The organism is Streptomyces sp. NPDC059169, assembly GCF_042755225.1.
In the GTDB taxonomy this organism is placed as follows: domain Bacteria; phylum Actinomycetota; class Actinomycetes; order Streptomycetales; family Streptomycetaceae; genus Streptomyces.
Genome location: NZ_JBHZCF010000010.1, coordinates 247,454 through 265,461, shown reverse-complemented (window position 1 = coordinate 265,461; position 18,008 = coordinate 247,454). Strand labels below are relative to the sequence as shown.

The 18,008-nt window shown below is 73.0% G+C and carries 13 protein-coding genes; 5 read left to right on the top strand and 8 right to left on the bottom strand.

The window, feature by feature from the left end:
• Positions 1-206 precede the first annotated feature (206 nt).
• Positions 207-698, top strand: a complete 492-nt coding sequence (locus ACFXOM_RS20635) for a DUF309 domain-containing protein (RefSeq protein ID WP_384948017.1) — start codon at positions 207-209, stop codon at positions 696-698.
• A gap of 2 nt (positions 699-700) precedes the next feature.
• Here ACFXOM_RS20635 and ACFXOM_RS20630 read toward each other — a convergent pair whose 3' ends face one another.
• The 3 genes from ACFXOM_RS20630 to ACFXOM_RS20620 are packed head-to-tail and all read right to left on the bottom strand — an operon-like array spanning position 701 to position 3,509.
• A complete protein-coding gene (locus ACFXOM_RS20630) occupies positions 701-1,366 on the bottom strand; it encodes a lactate utilization protein C (RefSeq protein ID WP_384948014.1) in 666 nt (221 codons plus the stop codon).
• Complete coding sequence (locus tag ACFXOM_RS20625) at positions 1,363-2,793, bottom strand: LutB/LldF family L-lactate oxidation iron-sulfur protein (RefSeq protein ID WP_384948012.1); 1,431 nt, start codon at positions 2,791-2,793, stop codon at positions 1,363-1,365. Before ACFXOM_RS20625 ends, ACFXOM_RS20630 begins: the two co-directional genes overlap by 4 nt.
• Positions 2,790-3,509, bottom strand: coding sequence for a (Fe-S)-binding protein (locus ACFXOM_RS20620; protein WP_384930455.1), 720 nt, complete (start codon positions 3,507-3,509; stop codon positions 2,790-2,792). Before ACFXOM_RS20620 ends, ACFXOM_RS20625 begins: the two co-directional genes overlap by 4 nt.
• 292 nt (positions 3,510-3,801) lie before the next feature.
• Here ACFXOM_RS20620 and ACFXOM_RS20615 point away from each other — a divergent pair, with 292 nt between their 5' ends.
• Entirely contained in the window at positions 3,802-4,638 is an 837-nt protein-coding gene (locus ACFXOM_RS20615; RefSeq protein ID WP_384930458.1) for a hypothetical protein, read from the top strand.
• Positions 4,639-4,810: 172 nt separating this feature from the next.
• Here ACFXOM_RS20615 and ACFXOM_RS20610 read toward each other — a convergent pair whose 3' ends face one another.
• Positions 4,811-5,230: a DoxX family protein gene (locus ACFXOM_RS20610; RefSeq protein ID WP_384930954.1), complete on the bottom strand. Its 420-nt coding sequence runs from the start codon at positions 5,228-5,230 to the stop codon at positions 4,811-4,813.
• Positions 5,231-5,691: 461 nt separating this feature from the next.
• Between ACFXOM_RS20610 and ACFXOM_RS20605 the strand changes: the two genes are divergently transcribed.
• Together ACFXOM_RS20605 and ACFXOM_RS20600 are read left to right on the top strand one after the other, a co-directional pair.
• Positions 5,692-7,491, top strand: coding sequence for a S8 family serine peptidase (locus tag ACFXOM_RS20605; RefSeq protein ID WP_384948007.1), 1,800 nt, complete (start codon positions 5,692-5,694; stop codon positions 7,489-7,491).
• A gap of 193 nt (positions 7,492-7,684) precedes the next feature.
• Positions 7,685-10,537 carry an AAA family ATPase gene (locus tag ACFXOM_RS20600; RefSeq protein WP_384930464.1) on the top strand — a complete coding sequence of 951 codons (2,853 nt, stop codon included), beginning with the start codon at positions 7,685-7,687 and terminating at the stop codon, positions 10,535-10,537.
• Between the two features lie 187 nt (positions 10,538-10,724).
• Here ACFXOM_RS20600 and ACFXOM_RS20595 read toward each other — a convergent pair whose 3' ends face one another.
• Both ACFXOM_RS20595 and ACFXOM_RS20590 read right to left on the bottom strand, forming a co-directional pair.
• Positions 10,725-11,393, bottom strand: a complete 669-nt coding sequence (locus ACFXOM_RS20595) for a response regulator (RefSeq protein WP_384930467.1) — start codon at positions 11,391-11,393, stop codon at positions 10,725-10,727.
• Positions 11,390-12,517, bottom strand: coding sequence for a sensor histidine kinase (locus ACFXOM_RS20590; RefSeq protein WP_385038675.1), 1,128 nt, complete (start codon positions 12,515-12,517; stop codon positions 11,390-11,392). Before ACFXOM_RS20590 ends, ACFXOM_RS20595 begins: the two co-directional genes overlap by 4 nt.
• Before the next feature lie 208 nt (positions 12,518-12,725).
• Between ACFXOM_RS20590 and ACFXOM_RS20585 the strand changes: the two genes are divergently transcribed.
• On the top strand, positions 12,726-13,103 hold the full coding sequence (locus ACFXOM_RS20585; RefSeq protein WP_384930474.1) for a hypothetical protein: 378 nt from the start codon (positions 12,726-12,728) through the stop codon (positions 13,101-13,103).
• A 158-nt stretch (positions 13,104-13,261) separates the two neighbouring features.
• On the opposite strand, the gene ACFXOM_RS20580 is transcribed toward ACFXOM_RS20585, so the two are convergent.
• Both ACFXOM_RS20580 and ACFXOM_RS20575 read right to left on the bottom strand, forming a co-directional pair.
• A complete protein-coding gene (locus tag ACFXOM_RS20580; RefSeq protein ID WP_385038672.1) occupies positions 13,262-16,132 on the bottom strand; it encodes a condensation domain-containing protein in 2,871 nt (956 codons plus the stop codon).
• The gene (locus ACFXOM_RS20575; RefSeq protein ID WP_385038669.1) at positions 16,122-18,008 is read right to left on the bottom strand and encodes an amino acid adenylation domain-containing protein; all 1,887 of its coding nucleotides are present in this window, start codon (positions 18,006-18,008) and stop codon (positions 16,122-16,124) included. Before ACFXOM_RS20575 ends, ACFXOM_RS20580 begins: the two co-directional genes overlap by 11 nt.

Below are 18,008 nucleotides of genomic sequence, written 5' to 3'. Positions count from 1 at the left end.
CGCGGGGCGGATCGACGCACGGACTGCGTGCGCGGACGTGCCGCGGGCGCAAGGTCTTCGCAGGTGACGACGGTTACTCGTCGGCTGGCCGGCTCCGCGCCCACCCGCCACCGGCCGCCGGTGTTCCGCGACGCACCACCGCGTCCACTCGGTCCGGCTGACGGATCGGTTCTGACAGGACCGGTGCGCCGGGTGACAATCGAGACGTGAACCAGACCCCGAGGGACCGAGACGCCGAGGGCAGGGCGCGCAGCAGCCGGCCCCGCGACGGGCTGGGGCGTCCCCTGCCGTACGGGGACACGGGCGTTCCGCGACAACCCGAAGGGGTGGTTCGCACACCGCAGGAGACGCTCGCAGAGGCGCAACGGCTGTTGGACGCGGGCATGCCCTTCCACGCCCACGAGGTGCTGGAGGACGCCTGGAAGTCGGGACCCGAGGAGGAACGCGGGCTGTGGCGCGGACTGGCCCAACTCGCCGTGGGCCTCACCCACGCCGCGCGCGGCAATGCGGCGGGGGGTCTGGCGCTGTTGGACCGCGGTACGGCGTCGATCGCCCCGTACGGAGCCCGCTCCACGGCGCCGTACGGCATCGACGTCGACGGGCTGGCCCGGTGGGCTGACCGGTTGGCGGCCGAACTACGGCGCGGCACTGCGGCGGTGTCCGCCGCCGACCGGGCACCGCGGCTGTGCTCCGGTTGACGTCAGGTGGTGACCAGCACGACCTCGAGGGTGCGGGGTCCGTGCACGCCCTCGACCCGGTCGAGCTCGATGTCGCTCGTCGCCGACGGTCCGGAGATCCAGGTGAGCGGGCGCTCCGGAGCCAGCCGACGCAGGGCCTGCGGTACGGAGGCCACGACCTGCTGCGGTACCCGGACCACGCAGATGTGGTGGTCGGGCACGAGCGTGATCCGGCGACGGCCCTGGTCGGGGCTGCCGTCGAGCACGATCGTGCCCGTCTCCGCGATCGCCACGGCGCACCCTGTGACCACGCTGTCGACGGCGTCGAGTTCCCTGGCCGTGGACTGCGCACGGTCGGCGACGCGCACGGCTTTCGCCTCGGCGGTCCAGTGCCGTGGCAATCCCGGTGGCGCGAGCACGCTCCGCGCCCCGCGTCCGTCGAGGAGTCGCGCCAGCAGGCCCGGTAGGACGCTGGGGTCCGTCCGGTGCACGAGCGCCCGGTAGTCGGCCAGGTTCTCGTGGAGCAGATCCGTCAATGCGTCCGGTTCGGGCGGCACATGGCTGTGCAGGTAGTCCCGGGAGACCTCCGGCGCCTCGGGAGCCCGGGCCACCGCGGCCCGCACCCTCGCGAGGACCAGTTCCCGGGAGCCGGGCCGCGGGGGCGGCGGCGTGCCGTGGCTCGACGTCATGTGCGGTTCCTCTTCCACCAGTCACGGAACGGCTCGGCGGGCAGGTCGGGCAGGTCACGGCCGCCGGTCCAGGCGCCGGCGCCCGGGGGGCGGGCCGGAAGCACCCCCCGGGTGCGGGCGGCGAGCCGTTCGACCGCCCCGAACGCGGCGGGATGGTCGAGGAGCCAACCCGCAGCCCTGATCGCGGCCTTCTCGAGGCGGCGTCCCCGGCCACCCTGCGCGGCGACCCTCTCCCTCAGGTGAACCAGTACCTCGGGGATGTCGATGGCGACGGGGCAGACGTCGTAGCAGGCGCCGCACAGCGACGACGCGTACGGGAGCGATGCGTCGAGATCACTCGCCGTGCCGCGCAGCTGGGGGGTGAGGATCGCGCCGATCGGACCGGGGTAGACGGATCCGTACGCGTGGCCGCCGGCACGTTCGTACACCGGGCAGACGTTGAGGCAGGCGGAGCACCGGATGCAGCGCAGGGCCTGTCTGCCGGTGGCGTCGCCGAGGACCTGGGTACGACCGTTGTCCAGCAGGACCAGGTGGAACGCCCGCGGCCCGTCGGCATCGGCATCGGACGCGTACGTGCCCGTCCACATGCTGGTGTACGGGTTCATCCGCTCGGCGGTGGAGGAACGCGGTAGGAGTTGCAGGAACACCTCCAGATCACGCCAGGTGGGCACCACCTTCTCGATCCCGACGACGGAGATCAACGTCTCCGGGAGGGTCAGGCACATCCGGCCGTTCCCCTCGGACTCGACCACGACGAGCGTACCGGTCTCCGCGACCATGAAATTGGCACCGGAGACCGCGACCTTCGCCCGGAGGAACTTCTCCCTGAGGTGCAGTCGGGCGGCCTCGGCGAGCTCGGCGGGTTCGTCGCCGAGCCCTTCCGGTGCGGGCCTGCCCCACCTGCCCATGCGGTCACGGAAGACGTCGCGGATCTCCTGGCGGTTGAGGTGGATGGCGGGCACGAGGATGTGGGACGGTCGATCGCCGCCGAGCTGCACGATGAGCTCCGCGAGGTCCGTCTCGTACGCGGAGATGCCTTCGACCTCCAGGGCTTCGTTGAGGCCGATCTCCTGCGTGGCCATCGACTTGACCTTGACGACCTCGGTCTCCCCGGTGGCCTTCACCAGATCGGCGACGATGCGGCACGCCTCGTCCGCGTCCGTCGCCCAGTGCACGGTGCCGCCGGCGACCGTGACCCGTTCCTCCAACTGCTCCAGGTAGCGGTCGAGGTGACGGAGCGTGCGGTCCTTGATCTGCCGTCCGGCCTCGCGCAGCTGGGGCCAGTCGGCCAGTTCGGCGACGGCTCCGGCACGCTTGTCGCGGATGGTGTGGGTGGCGTGGCGCAGATTGGCCCGCAACGTATCGTCGTGGACGGCCTCCCTGGCGGCTCGCGGGAACGACGGCATGCCGACGAAGGTTCCGGTCATGCGGGGTGCTCCTCTTCGGTCGCGGCGAGGATCTCGGCGATGTGCACGGTCCGCTGAGGTGATCCCTCGCGGCGCAGGATGCCTCCGAGGTGCATCAGACAGGAGTTGTCGGCTCCACACAGGACGTCTGCCCCGGTGGCTCCGGCGCTGCGCACCTTGTCGCGGCCCATCGCGGTGGACACATCGGGGTTCTTGACGGAGAAGGTGCCGCCGAATCCGCAACACTCCTCGGCGCCCGGCAGATCCACGAGTTCGAGGCCCTTCACGGCCCGCAGAAGCCTGCGGGGCCGCTCCCCGAGGCCGAGGAGCCGCAGGCCGTGGCAGGACGGGTGGTAGGTGACCCGGTGCGGGAAGTACGCGCCGACATCGGTGACCCCGAGGACGTCGACGAGGAACTCGGTCAGCTCGTACGTGCGAGACGCGAACGATTCCGCGGTGGCGTCACCGAGCCGGGGGTAGTGGTGGCGGACCATCGCGGCGCACGAAGCCGAAGGGGTGACGACGTGCTCGTAGCCGTCGAAGACCCGTGCCGTGCGCCCGACCAGTGACTGGGCTTCGCTCCGGTAGCCGGTGTTGAACTGGGGTTGGCCGCAGCACGTCTGCCCGTCCGGGAAGTCGACGTCGACGCCCAGTCGCTCCAGGAGGCGGACGGTCGCCACCCCCGTGGCGGGATAGACGGCGTCGTTGACGCAGGTGACGAAGAGTGCGACGCGCATGGGCGGAGGATATGCCGCGTGCGGGCGCCCCGGTAGGCGACGGTCCGCGCCCCGTGGCGGGCCCGCCCGGATTGCCGCCGGAGAGCCGCTCGAGGCGCCCGTGCCCGGCAACGGCTCCTGGGGCTCGTCGCGAACGGCGACGGTCGGGAACCGTTCCCAAGGCTCCCCGGCCGGGGCGTCATGCCGCCCGCACGCCCGTGCCCCGCGTCCCCGGGGCGGACCGCCCGGACGTGCGAGCGTGTCGGATCGGCGGTCGCGGTTCCGCGTCGCACAGGGCTCCTACGCTGACCGCGTGCGTCACACGGAGAAGCGGGCAGAAGGGGCGGGACCGTTCACCACCAGGCTGACCTGGCGGCTCGCCGACGGCGGTGAGGCGGTGTGGGAGTCTCGGGCGGCGCGCAAACGCGGTGCGCTGACGGTCCGGGCCGCCGAGGGCGCGGAGGGGGTGCCCCGGTCGGCTGAATCGGAGGCCCTCGGCAGGCTCCGGACCCTCAACAGCGTTGTCGCCGCGACGTTCACGGTCGGCGGCGCGCTGTTCGCGCTCGGTGCGGCCATCGCCCTCGGCGGCGGCGGTGCGACGGCGAGCGCCTCGGTCTACTTCGTGGGTGGCCTGTTCTTCAACGCGGGCGGCTACTCCTCCATGCTCCAGGCGATCAACGCGCCGAGGCCGGGCAGCGCCGCCCGCGCCCTGGAGACGCGCCGCTGGCGATGGTGGAGGTACGAGCCGATGCAGATCGACTGGCTCAGCACGTTCGTCCTGTTCGCCGGAACGCTGGTGTTCGGTCTCAATCTGCTGGACTCGTTCCTCCACGGGCTCTCCGCAGATCAGGCGAACCGACTGGTCTGGGCACCCGACATGGTCGGTTGTCTGCTGTTCCTCATCTCGGGGCACCTCGCCCTGGAGGAGGTGTGCCACGGCCGCCCCGGCGTCCGACCGCACGAGCTCGGGTGGTGGATCGTGGCCGTCAACCAGGTCGGATCCGTGTTGTTCATGATCGCGGCGCTGGCCGACTTCACCGTGCCGAGCACCGGGGGCCTCGTGAGCGCGAGCATCGCCGACTGGGGGACCCTCACCGGAGCCCTCTGCTTCTCCGCCGGCGGCGTGCTCCAGGCCTTCGAACGTCCGTAGGACCGTCGCTCCCGGGTGACCGTGGCGGACGGGCGCCGGGCCGGTAGGAGCGCCAGGCCGGTAGGGGCTCAGGCGGTACCGCGGAACGAGCCCGCGGGTCGGGGAGCACGGCCCGGACCCTGCCCGGAGTGCCGGGGCCGGGTGAGACGAGGCGAACGCCCGGGGAGGCACCTCAGCCGATGGAGAAGAGCGGGCCGGTGACGGTCAACCCGAGGTCGTGGCCCGCGTACGAGAAGAAGGCCACGAGCATCAGCGCGGCACCGCCCAGGGACACGTCCTTCAGGAACATGACCTGTTCCGTCTGCCGTGTCTGGGGGTCCGTCTCCTTCCAGAACGCGTGCATGAGGACGGCGGTCGGGAAGAGGAACACCGCCAGCAGCAGGGCACCCAGATCGGCCCAGATGCCGAGGACGACGCTCACGGACCCGGCCAGCATGACCAGTCCGCTGAGGACCGTCGCCGGCACCGGAGCCGGCAGTCCCTTCGCCGCGGCGTACGCGCCCATCGCCTTGGTCTGTGTGAGGTGGCCCATGGCAGAGGCGAGGAAGAGCAGTACGAAGAGGATGCGGCCGATCAGCACCAGGACATCCACGGCGGCCTCCCGGAGTCGGGACGTTCCCCCCTTGGCCCACCCCTCGGTCTGTGCCCCCATTCTCCCCCGACGGACGGGAAAGGGCGCAGCAGGAGACCGTCCCCGCAGGTCAGGCTCTGGGCAAGGCGGCGCGCCGGGCGGGCGTCCCCATGTGCTCCTGCGGGGAGCGACAAGGGTTTTCCCCGTATCGGGTTCACCCCGCCGTTCCCTACTGTCTGCCGCACCGGCGGATCCCGTCCCCCATGCAGCTGTCAGGTGCATGTAGGGCGTGCGCCCGCTGGAGACGGCCCTTGACCGCGGGCCGTCGCGTCGGCGAGGCGGCGCAAGGGCAACCCCGCCCGGGGAGCCCTGGAGCGTCCCCCCACAGCGCACCACGGTTCCCGTGCGCCGCCCGTCCGCGCCCTCCGCATCAGTGGAAAGGGAACATCTTGAACGGTTCCGGACGGAGACTCATATCCGTCGTGGCGACCAGCGCCACGATCCTCGGTGTCGCCGCCACCGCCTCCGCGGCATTCGCCGCCGCCCCGGGGGCCCCTTCGCCGAAGCCCGCTCCGGCCTCGCAGTCGATGGCCACCACCCCGACCGCCCCGGTCGAGAAGGTTATCGTCACCTACAAGTCCAAGACGGCCGAGGCCGGTTCCAACAGCGCCGCCGCGAGCGACGCGAAGGCCAAGGGCTCGACGACCGGCGAGAACCTGAAGTTCGAGCGCCGGCTCGCGGGCGGATCCGCCCTGGTGGACCTGGGCGGCAAGGCCACGAAGCAGGAGCTCGGCGAGGTCATGGCCGCCTTCCGCGCCGACCCGTCGGTGGCTTCCGTGGAGCCCGACATCCGGGCGTACCCCATGTCCGTCACACCGAACGACACCGAGTACTCCGAGCAGTGGGACCTGTTCGAGGCCACCGGCGGCATGAACGTGCCGGGCGCCTGGGACAAGACCACGGGCAGCGGCGTCACCGTGGCCGTGATCGACACCGGCTACGCCACCCACTCGGACGTCGGCGCCAACGTGGTGTCCGGCTACGACTTCATCTCCACCGCCGCGGACGCCCGTGACGGCAACGGCCGCGACAGCAACCCCAAGGACGAGGGCGACTGGAACGCCACCGACGGCGAGTGCGGCCTCGGTTCCAAGGCGAGCGACTCCTCCTGGCACGGTACGCACGTCGCCGGCACCATCGCCGCGAGCGCGAACAACGGCAAGGGCATCGCGGGCATCGCCTACAACGCCAAGATCCAGCCGGTGCGCGTCCTGGGCAAGTGCGGCGGTTCCTCCGCGGACATCGCCGACGCCATCACCTGGGCCTCCGGCGGCAGCGTCCCGGGCGTCCCGGCGAACCCGACGCCGGCGAAGGTCATCAACATGAGCCTCGGCGGCGCGAGCTCCACCTGCCCGAGCGTCTACCAGAAGGCGATCAACGGCGCCGTCTCGCGCGGCACCACGGTCGTCGTCGCCGCGGGCAACAGCAATGCCAACGCCTCCGGCTTCACGCCCGCGAACTGCGCCAACATCATCAACGTGGCGTCCACCAGCCGCGAGGGCAACCGCTCCTTCTACTCGAACTACGGCAGCATCGTCGACGTCGCCGCCCCCGGTGGTGAGACCCGTCGCGCCACCGACACGCCGGGTACCGTCACGACGCCCGAGAACGGCATCCTGTCGACGCTGAACTCCGGCACCACCATCCAGTCGACGGAGAACTACAAGCCCTACCAGGGCACTTCGATGGCAGCGCCGCACATCGCCGGCCTGGCCGCCCTGCTGAAGGCGGCCAAGCCGTCCCTCACGCCGGCCGACATCGAGTCCGCCATCAAGGCGAACGCCCGTCCGCTGCCGGGCACCTGCTCGGGCGGCTGCGGCACCGGCATCGCCGACGCGGCGAAGACCGTGAGCGCCGTCACCGGAAGCTCCTCCGGTGGTACGACGTTCACCAACGGGACGGATGTCGCGATCGGCGACAACACCACCGTGACGTCGCCCATCACCGTCACGGGCGTGACGGGCAACGCTCCCGCCGCCCTCAAGGTGAACGTGGACATCAAGCACACCTGGCGCGGCGACCTGGTCATCGACCTGATCGCCCCGGACGGGACGGTGCGCAACCTGAAGTCGTCCTCCGGATCGGACAGCGCCGCGAACGTCCTGGCGACGTACACGGTCGACGCGTCCAGCGAGGTCGCCAACGGTACGTGGAAGCTGCGGGTCCGCGACGTGGCATGGGGTGACACCGGCTACATCGACAGCTGGGGTCTCACCTTCTGAGACAGCTGCCACAACTGCATCATCGCTGGTCAGGGGCACGTTCGCAGGCATATGCCGCGAGCGTGCCCCGCCGTCGTCGCGGTCCGGCACTGTCCGCATGTCGGACACCGGGCCTGGACTCCGGCGACTGGCTTCGTATCCTCTGCTCGAACGGGCAGGGGGCCCGCGCACGCCGGAAGGTGGTGGTGGGTACGTGACGTCCGCGGTGTACCGTCCTGCGCCCGTCGGCCGGGCGGAGCTCCTCGACCGCCTGGACCGGGTCCTGCAGACCCGGGGGCGCGCCCTGCTCACCGGCCCCGCGGGGGTCGGGAAGTCCGAAGTCGCGCTGGCCGCCGCGGCTCGCGCCGAGGCCCGCGGCGAGACCGTGCTCTGGCTGGCCACGCTGCCCACCGACCGGACGATCCCCGGTGCCACCGCCGCCGCGCTGGTGGCCTCGGTGTCCGCGTCCGTGTCCTGGCCCGGGGGCGGACCGCACGACAGGTCCCCGAAGCCCTACGCCAACGACATCCTCGAGGCGCTGCCCGGACCGCAGCGCAGCGCCGTCGCGATGCTGTGCCGCGAAGCACCGGTGCCCGAAGAAGGCTGGGATCCCATCGCCCTGCGGCTGGCGCTGGCGCAGATCCTCCGCGCCCTCGCCGCGCGCGCGCCCGTCCTCCTCGTCGTCGACGGCGTACAGCGGATGGACCCCGACAGCGCCGACCTGCTGCGGTTCGCACTGCACCTGGCTCCGGCCGCGCTACGGGTGATCGCCGTGGAGACCCCGGAGGCGTACGGCCCCCACTCCCCCGGCAACGACACACCCGGGGGCGACCCGGAGCCCCTGTGGGTCCCGTCCGAGGCCGACGTCCTCCTCGTGCCGCCGCTGCACGCCGACGAGATCGCCGAACTCCTCATCCACCACCGGCTGCCGTCCCGGATGGCCGGGCGCATCCACCGGGCCAGCGGCGGCAACCCACGGCTCGCGCTCGCCGTCGGCCGGTCCCTCGCGGACGCACGTACCCCGGTGCACCACGCCGAGTCGCTGTCCCTGTCGGGGCGGGCCCGCGACCTGTCCCGTCAACTGCTCGGCGTCGTCTCGCCCGCGGTGCGCGGAACCCTGCTGCTTGCGGCCCTCGCCCTGCGGCCGACGGCCTCGCTGATCCGCCGCGCCGGGCGTCCCACGGCCGAGGCCGATCTGGCCGCCGCCGAACGGGCCGGGCTGGTCTCCCTCACCGAGGACGGCACGGTGGCCTTCACCGCGGGTGTCCTCCCGTCCACGCTGGTGCACGATGCCTGCTGGACCGAGCGCAGCGAGGGGCACGCGGCGCTCGCGCGGGTCGTGGACGATCCGGTGGCCGAGGTGCGGCACCGTGCGCTGGCCACCGACATCCCCGATGAGGACCTGGCGGCCGAGGTCGCCGCTGCCGCCGACGCCGCACGGCGCCGCGGGAACAGTGCTCTCGCCACCGAACTCGCCCTGCTCGCGGCCGAGTCGACGCCCGGACGGAACGGCGAGCGGCGGATCGCCAGACTCGTCGACGCCGCGGAGGAGGCCGCCCGCGCCGCCCGGGCCGATCTCGCGATGCGGGCGGCGACGGACCTCCTGGCGCGGGACGCCGCCCCACCGGACCGGGTTCGCGTCCGCCTCGCGGTACTGGACACGGCCGGACAGGGGCTGACGGATCTCGACGAGATCTACGTGCACGCCATGGAGGACTCCGAGGGTGACACGGCCCTTCGGGCGGCCGTGCAGCTGCGGCTCGCGATCAAGTACGTGCTCGCCGACGGCGACCCCGTACGCTCCCGGGCGGCCGCCGTGGAATCCGCCGCGCTCGCCGCTTCCGTGGGGGACCCCCGGACGGCGGCCCGGGCCCTCACCGTCCAGGCCCGCATGGAACGCGTCCTGGGCTCACCCGACGCGGAGCAGGTACTCGCCCGGGCAAGGGCCCTCGAGGTCGTCGAGCGCCCCTCGGGCATCCGCAACACCGCCCAGATCCTGACGATCCGACACGCCCTGTTCGACGACCGCCTCACCGAGGCACGGGACGAGCTGAACGCACTGCTGCCGTTGGTCGAGCGGCGAGGAACGGTGGAGGACGCCATCGAACTGTTCCGCACCCTCGCCGAGGTCGAGACCCGGCGGGGGCAGTGCGCAGCGGCGCTCGCACACGCCGGACGGTCGCTCGCGCTGACCCTGGAGGCGGGGCTGTCACCGGGGCCCGCGTGGTTCGCACTGGCGCTCGCGGAGACCGCGGGCGGCAGTTTCAGCCGTGCGGCCAGCTACGCCAGGCGCAGCGCCCAGGCCTCGGAGGAGGAAGGCGACCACGTCTTCCTGTCCCGCAGTCTGTACGCGCTGGGCCGGGTCCAGCTGATCACCGGTGACGTGACGAACGCCCTGGAGACGTTGCGGCGGGTGCAGGCCGGCGAACGCGCGCAGGCGGCCGTCGACCCCTCCATGCTGCGCTGGCACGAGGAGCTGGCGGAGGCGCTGTTGGCGAACGACGCTCTGGAGGACGCGGCCGCGCTACTCGCGGACGTCCGGCCGGTCGCCGAACGCCTCGGGCGTACGACGGTACTGCTCGGCTGCGACCGTGCCCGTGCCATGCACCTGGCGGCGAGCGGCAAGCCGGACGAGGCGGCCGCGTTGCTGACCGCGACCGCGGAGCGCTTCGGGGAGGCGGGTCTGCCGCTGGAGCGCGGGCGGGCCCTGGTGGCCCTCGCCCGCGTGGAGCGTCGCCGCCGGCGACGCTCCGCCGCGCAGAATGCGCTGCAGGCCGCGGCGACGGTGTTCGAACGGGCGGGCGCGACCCCCTGGCTGGCGCTGGCGACGGAAACCCCGGCGGGCTCGGCCGAGCCGGACCCGACCCGGGGCGGCATGCTGTCCTCCCTCACGGAGGCGGAGTTGCACCTCGCCCACATGGTCGGGCAGGGGGCGAGCAACCAGGAAGCAGCGGCCAGGCTCTACTTGAGCGTGAAGACGGTGGAGGCCCGGCTCACCCGGATCTACCAGAAGCTGGACGTCCGCTCGCGTGCCCAGCTGGCCGCCGTGCTGAAGAACGTGCCGTGACCGGCATCCGGATCGCGCCACGGTCAGCCGGGGGCTCCGTACCAGTCGGACCGCCCGGACGGCGCCCCGCCCGCGTCCTCGACCGACCGACGGTCCGGCACGGCGGGCCTGACCGTGCAGGGGTCCGTCGCCGAGTGCCCCCGTGGCGGGACGCGGAGCAACGCGGTGGGTACCGCCCCGCGTGGGGTCAGCCGTCGGCACCGAGCCCGTCCTCACGCACCCGCTGGGCGAGGTCGATCTTCGTGTAGGCGGGTCGGCCTGCCTGCCGGTACTTGTCCTTCACGCGGTCGAGGTAGTACTTGGCCGTGTGGGGGCTGATGCCGGCGCGCCGCGCCGTGGTCTTCAGGGTGAGGCCCGAGGCGTAGCCGAGCAGCACCTCGAGCTCCTTCGGGGACAGCCGGGGGCGGTCGGGGCCGGTGTCGTGGGCCCAGGCGAAGGCGAGTTCCGGGGAGTGCGCGGTGCCCCCGGCGGCTACCTCCTCCAGTGCACGGACCAGGGACTCCAGGTCGTGGTCCTTGGTCAGGTAGCCGTCCGCGCCCGCGCTCACGGCGGAGACGATGCGGGCGCGGTCCGCCACGGTGCTGATGACCAGTACGCGGCTGCCGGCGGCACGCAGCCGGCGGATGTTGTCGTCGGGACGCGAGCCGTCCTTGAGCAGCAGGTCGAGGAGCACCACGTCCGCGGGACGCAGCGCGCTCCCCCGCAGCGGACCGTCCGGGCCCGAAGGCGCCCCGGGGAGCAGGTCGTCGACGGTGGTCACCGCCGCCACGAGCTGGATCCGGCTCACTCCGGCCAGCCAGGAACGCAGTCCGTCGAGCAGCATGCGATCGTCGTCGACCACCGCGACCGTGATCATCCGGGCCAACGCAGTTCGACGCAGGTACCTTCACCGGGTGCGCTGTCGATGGCGGCGGATCCTCCTATGTCGCGCATCCGGGCGTGGACGGAGCGCCGCAGCCCCAATCCGCCGTCGCGGGTGCGGGACGGGTCGAAACCTGCGCCGCGGTCGACGACGGTCACCGCGAGGTGGCCGTCGTGGCCGGTCGCGGTGAGATACGCGTGTCCGGTTCCGGCATGCCGCAGGACGTTGTTCAGCGCCTCGGTGACGGCGTCACCGAAGGCCGTGGCGACGTCGGTCGGCACGGTCGGCAGGTCGTGGTACTGGGCGGTGACCTTGAGGTCCAGGTCCTCGGCGGCCCGTACGGCGCACTCCAGCGCCGCACCGACCTCCGGATTGCTCTCCCCGTCGGACGTCTGCTGGATCAGTCGCCGCAGGTACGCTGCCTCTCGTCCGCAACGTCGGCGCACCTGCTCGGAGTTGGCGTCGACACCGCCGCCGGCGATGGTGGTCAGGGTCGCCAGGACCGTGTCGTGCAGGGCACGGTGGTGGGCGATCCGCTCCGCGTACCGGGCGCGCTGCGCCTCCGCGTTCACCGCGTGCTCGGTGGCCGCGTCGAGCGTGCTCCCCTGCTTGCGCAGGTACCACCAGAAGACCGACGTCAACACCGCTGAGGACACCACGGCGTTGGTGTGGCCGGCGATCACGGCCATGTCCGCGTGTACCATCCGGTAGCCGGCGACGTGGATCGTGGCGATCAGCAGCACCGTACAGATCGCCGTCCACCGGCGGAACGTCACGGCGGCCACGCCGCTCGCGGACCCTCCGAGGAGCATGGCCCAGGCGATCGACGGCGCGTCGCGGTTCCCGGCCCAGGCGTACGCCAGGAACGGCAGCGCACCCCCCGTGAGGAGCACGTCGGCGGCGACCAGGCGAGGGTCGAACCACCCCCGGACCCGGGCCCTCCCGTACACGAGGACACTGGAGGTCACGGCCGCGGCCAGCAACGCCCAGGAGACGGGACGGCCGCGCTGGTGCTGGACGACGGCGAGGAAGCCGACCATGAGGTGGCTGCCGCGGTAGAGCATCGTGGCGAGGACCAGGAACGCCTGTGCACGCTGCAGGCCCGAGCCGCTCCTCACCCGTGCCTCCTCATGGTTCGTGCGCCGGGCTGCCCGCAACCCGCCCGAACTGGCGGTACTGCCCTGCCGTGGATCTCGCTAGCTTCTGGGACGTGGGAGCCGCCGCGGAACGCAGGAGCGACGGATACGGTCAGCGGGTACCGACCGGTGTCATCAGATCACCGGGGCGCCCCGTGGCGCCCGCCCGATGGGGAAAAGAGGTGGCAAGGTGGCTCGAATCATGCACCGGGGGGCGCTGGCCGTCCTGATGTCGGTGCCCGCCCTGCTCCTCCCCGGGGCCCGCCAAGGCGGCGCACCCGCCGACCGGCACACCACGTCGGCGTGCAACAAGGTCGGACAAGGGGTCGGAGCCTCGAACCCGTGGCACGGCCGGGACGTGCACGACGGATCCCACGAGCCGGGGGTGTGGTTGCGGCGGGCCGACCGGTCCGGCCATCACGGCGCGATCGTCGGGGCGTCGAGCGGCACGTGCCCGGACGTCGCGTGGCGCCGCCCCGCGGCCCCGCTCCTGCCGTGCGGCACCGGCCGGGGACCGTACCCGAGCCCGTGGACGCCGCGGTACGACGGCGGCGGCGTCCCGGGCTGACGACGGCCACCCGCCCGGCGTGGGGGACGTAGGGCGGGTAACGGGGGGCACGACGGCGCAGCGCCGGTGACGGGGGAAGCCACCGGGCGCTGCGCCGCTTCGCGCCGTGCTGCACTTGGCCCTTTGCCACCACGGGCTCGTTCAGCGGCCCGTGCGGCTCATCCGCCGGAGGGATCGATCATCTCCGCCAGCACCGACCTGCGGTCCTCGCCCCGCCGTTCACGCAGGGCAGGGGCGAGCCGGACCGCGTCGTAGTGCCAGCGGTGGTCCAGGTCCGGGTGGAACTCGTCCACCAGGCGGATCTCGCTCGTGCTGCCGAGCAGGGCGGCCAGGTCAGCGGTGAGGTCCTGCCAGGCGACGTGTCCGCTCACGGCGTTGGCGACACCGTGCAGAGGGGTGTCCAGACAGGCGGTCACCGCCCGTGCGAGCGCCGCGGCGTGTACCCAGGGCACGCCGTACCACGCATGGCCACCGGCACCCGTGCGCGGGAGGGCGATCGGCCGGCTCCGGGCGGCCTCCTGGTAGAGCAAGCCGGTCGCACCCCAACGGAGTTGGTCCCGCAACCGGTCGTGCGGGCCCCAGACGATGGGTGAGCGCACCGCGCTGGCGCCACCGCGCCCCTCGGTACCGGCCGCGCGCAACAGTAGTGCCTCGCAGTCGAGTTTGCCGCGACCGTAGTCGCTGAGCGGCTCGCACGGGGGTGATTCCTCCGCGACCCGGCGCGCAGCGGGGCGGCCGTAGGCGTCGACGCTGCTGACGAACACGAAGGGGCCGCGCCGCCAGGCGTCCACCATGGCCCGCATCGCCGCCACGTCGACCTCGGGTCGGGTGAAGGTGCATGCCGCGTGGACCACCGCGTCGGCGCCCTCCACGGCCGTGCGCAGACCGTCGAGGTCCTGGAGGTCGCCCTCGACGACGTCCACGCCCGAGCCGGCGACGAGGTGCGCGGACTCCGGACGGGCGAGCGCCAGCACCGGGCGTTCCCGGGCGGCCAGTTCGCGCAGGACGAACGCACCGACGCCCCCGGTCCCCCCGGTGACGAGGACGGTGCCCTCGCGACGGCGCCGCGGACGCGAGGACCGCGCGGGTGCGGCGGACGCCCGTTCCTCCGCACGCGCGTCCAGCAACGCGGTCAGCGCCCGAGGGGTCCGGGCCTGCATGACATCGAGTCCGGTCAGCGGCAACGTGAGGACCGTGCGGAGTCGTTCGGCGAGCTGTACGGCGGTCAGCGAGTGGCCGCCGAGGGCGAAGAAGTCGTCGTCCGGCCCCGGTGTGCGGCCCAGCAGTGCGGTGAACCCGTCGTGCACGGCCCGGGCGCGGGGGCCTTCGGGATCGGCAGCCGACGGCACCCCCGGCAGTCGCGCGGTGTCGACCGCGCCGTCGACGGACCGAGGCACGGCATCGAGCAGGACGACAGCGCTCGGGAGGTGCTCGGGTGCCAGTGCAGCCCGCAGAAAGGAACGCAGCTCGGCGGGGGTGGGGCCGCCGATACCGCGCAGCACCGCGTAGGCGAGCGGGGGGCCACCGGCCGGTGCGACGACGACGGCACCGTCGACCTGGGGGTGGCCTTGGAGGACCGTTTCGGCGGGGTGTCCCGACGACTCGTCCGGGACCGCCCGCGCACCGGGCAGCCGGGACAGCGTGAGCCCGGGATCCGCGGCCACCGCGGCGAGCAGCGCCGCGTGGTCGCGGCCGAGGTCGGCGGCCGCCGCCCCGTCCACCGCGGCGCGGTGGTACTGGACCAACCCGGCCGGGCGGTCGGTGTCCACGAGACCGAACGAGAGGTCGAACTTGGCTCCTGCACCGCCTGCTTCCACCGGTGCCGCAACCAGGCCCGGGAGGGCGAGCGTGGTGGGCCGGCCGAGCACGTCGGACGTCACCCGCACCAGTCCGGTGCCGTCGGCGCCGCGCGCGGTGGCGCCGAGCCGCTCCAGGATGAGGTCGAAGGGGACGTCACGGTGCTCCTGCGCCTGAAGCAGCGCTTCCCGCACACGGTCCAGGAGCACGGCGAAGGACGGATCGCCGGACAGGTCCACGCGCACCGGGAGGGTGTTGACGCACAAGCCGACGAGTCGGCGCATGGCACTGCCCCGGCGATGGGTGCTCGCGATGCCCACGACCAGGTCCTCGTCGCCGGTGCAGCGGTGCAGGGACGCGAAGGCCGCGGCGAGCGCCACGGTGAACAGGGTGGCCCGGTGCCGCCTGCCCAACTCGCGCAGCGCGGGGATCACGTGCGGGTCGAGAGGTGTGGTGTGCAGGCCGGCGGACGCCGTTCCCGGCGCGTCCGACGGCCCCACCGGTCCGGGGAGGCGCAACGGGCGGACTCCGCGCAGCCGTTCGGCCCAGTGGTCGAGACCCGCCCCGAAGTCCGCTGCCGCAGCGTGCTCCCGGTGTGAGAACTCGGCGTACTGCGGCGCTCGTTCGGGAAGCGAGGTTCCGATCCCATTGGCCATCCCGGCGTATAGGAAGGCCAGTTCCTCCGCGACGACCTCCAGTGACGGCCCGTCGACCGCTATGTGATGGAAGGTCAGCAGGACGGTGTGGTCTTCCGGCCCGTGCCGCAGGACCAGGGCGCGGGGCACCGGCCCCGATGCCAGGTCGAAGGGGCGGCCCGCCTCGGCGTCCAGCAGGGCGGGGGCGGCGCCTCCTCCCACGTCGACGACGGGCACGTCGATGCGGTCGGGGGCACGCATGACCTCCTGGTACGGTTCGCCGTCCCGCTGTCCGTACCGGGTGCGCAGGATCTGGTGCCGGCGTACCAGCGCGGTCAGCGCGGCACCGAGCGCATCGACGTCGAGGCGGCCGCGCAGCCGGGTGGCGAAGGGAACGTTGTAGGAGGCGTCGGTACGGCCGAGCCGGTCCATCAGCCACATGCGGCGCTGTGCGTGGGTGAGCGGCGCGGGGCCCGGTCGGTCGGGATCCTGCCCCGCTGCCCCGCTGGGCCGGGTGGATCTGCCGGCGGCTCGATCGCGTGCACGGCGGAGGAGTTGCTCCTGGAGGAGCAGGGCGTCGGGCGTGTCAGCGGCCATCGGTGTCCTCCGCGGCTTCGGGATGCAGCTCGCCGTGCGCGGTGAGGAGGGCACGCTCGACGAGACGGGCCTGCTCCGCGACCGTGGGTGCGGCGAAGAAGTCGGCGAGCGAGAGCTCCACGCCCAGTTCCTCGCGGAGGTCGTCGGTGACCACGAGGGCGAGCAGGGAGTGTCCGCCCAGTGCGATGAAGTCCGCGTCCGGCCTGGTGACTTCGGTGCCGAGGGAGCGGCCCCACAGGTCGGCGACGGCCTGCTCCAGGGGCGTCATCGGCGCTTCGCACGCCGTCCCTCCGCCGGTGTCGACGAGTTGGACGAGGGCGCGGCGGTCCACCTTCCCCGAGGGTGTGAGCGGCAGGTGATCGACCACGGTCACGTCGTCCGGGACGAGGTGCGCGGGCAGGACGGCGGCGAGCCGTTCCCGCAGGGTCGTGGGCCTCGGCACGGGCCCCGGGGCAGCGACCACGAAGGCGACCAGTCGGGCGTCGTCCGGAGCGGGGCGGTGCACGGTCACGGCCGCGTCGTCCACGTCGCCCAGTTCGCGCAGGGCGTGCTCGATCTCCCCCGGCTCGATGCGGAAGCCGCGGACCTTCACCTGGTCGTCGGTGCGGCCGTGGAAGTCCAGGGTGCCGTCGGGGCGCACGGAGACGAGGTCCCCGGTGCGGTACAGCCTCCCCCGTCCGGGCCGGTCCGTGAAGCGCTCGGCCGTCAACTCGGGCTGCCCGGCGTAGCCGTGGGCGAGGCGGCTGCCCCCGATCCACAGCTCTCCGCGCTCGCCGTCCGCGACCGGAGCCCCGGAGGCGTCCAGCACGTGCACCGTCGCGCCCGCGATGGGGCGGCCGATCGGTACCTGTCCCTCGCAGTCGGATTCCGCGACGCGGTGGGCTGTGGCGAAGGTGGTCGCCTCCGTCGGACCGTAGGCATTGACGAGTTCGAGCCAGGGAAAGGCGCGCAGGACCTCACGCGCCCGTTGTGCGGCCAGTGCCTCACCGCCCACGACGACCGTCCGCAGCACCGAGAACACCCGGGAGCGTCGCACGGCCAGCTGGTGGAAGAGCGCGGTGGTGAGGAAGGCGACGGTGACGCCGTGGCGTTCCACGTGCCGGGCGAGGTCCTCGAACGAGGGCCGGGGCACGGTGCACACCACGACGGCGGCACCGTTGGCGAGGGCGGCCCACACCTCGAACGTCGAGGCGTCGAACGTCATCGGTGAGTGGAACAGCAGCCGGTCGCGGGGCGTCAGCGTGAGGTAGTCGGGATCGGTGACGAGCTCGGCGATCGCGCGGTGCGGAACGGCTACGCCCTTGGGTCGCCCGGTGGATCCGGAGGTGAACATGATGAACGCCATGGCGGCCGGGGCGAGTTCGGCCGCCGGAAGGTCGTCCGGTTCGTGCGCGCCGGCCGTCGGGAGATCCTCGGTCAGGGGGAGCGCCGGTCCCGTGAGGGCCGCGGACTCCAGCAGCTTGGCGTCCCCGACGATCAGGACGACTCCGGCGTCACCCGCCATCGCCTCGGTGCGCGGACCGGGATGCGCCGGATCGAGCGGTACGCAGACGGCACCGGCCCACCACAGAGCGAGCTGGGTGACGATCGTGCGGGCGCAGCGCGGCATCAGCAGGCCGACCGCGTCGCCCCTGCGGACGCCGTGCGCGTGCAGCCGGCAGGCGAGGGCACGGGCGGCGCCGACGAGTTGGGCGTAGGTGAGGGTGGTGTCGCCGTCGGTCACGGCGAGCGCGTGCGGGGTCCGTTCGGCGTGCCGTGCGACGAGGGTCGGCACGCCCGCTACCGGGTCGGCGGTGCCGCGGACTGGCACGGTGCGTTCGAAGGGCACGGGCGCGTCCTCATGGTGGTCGTGGACGTACGGGTCGGGATGGGTCAT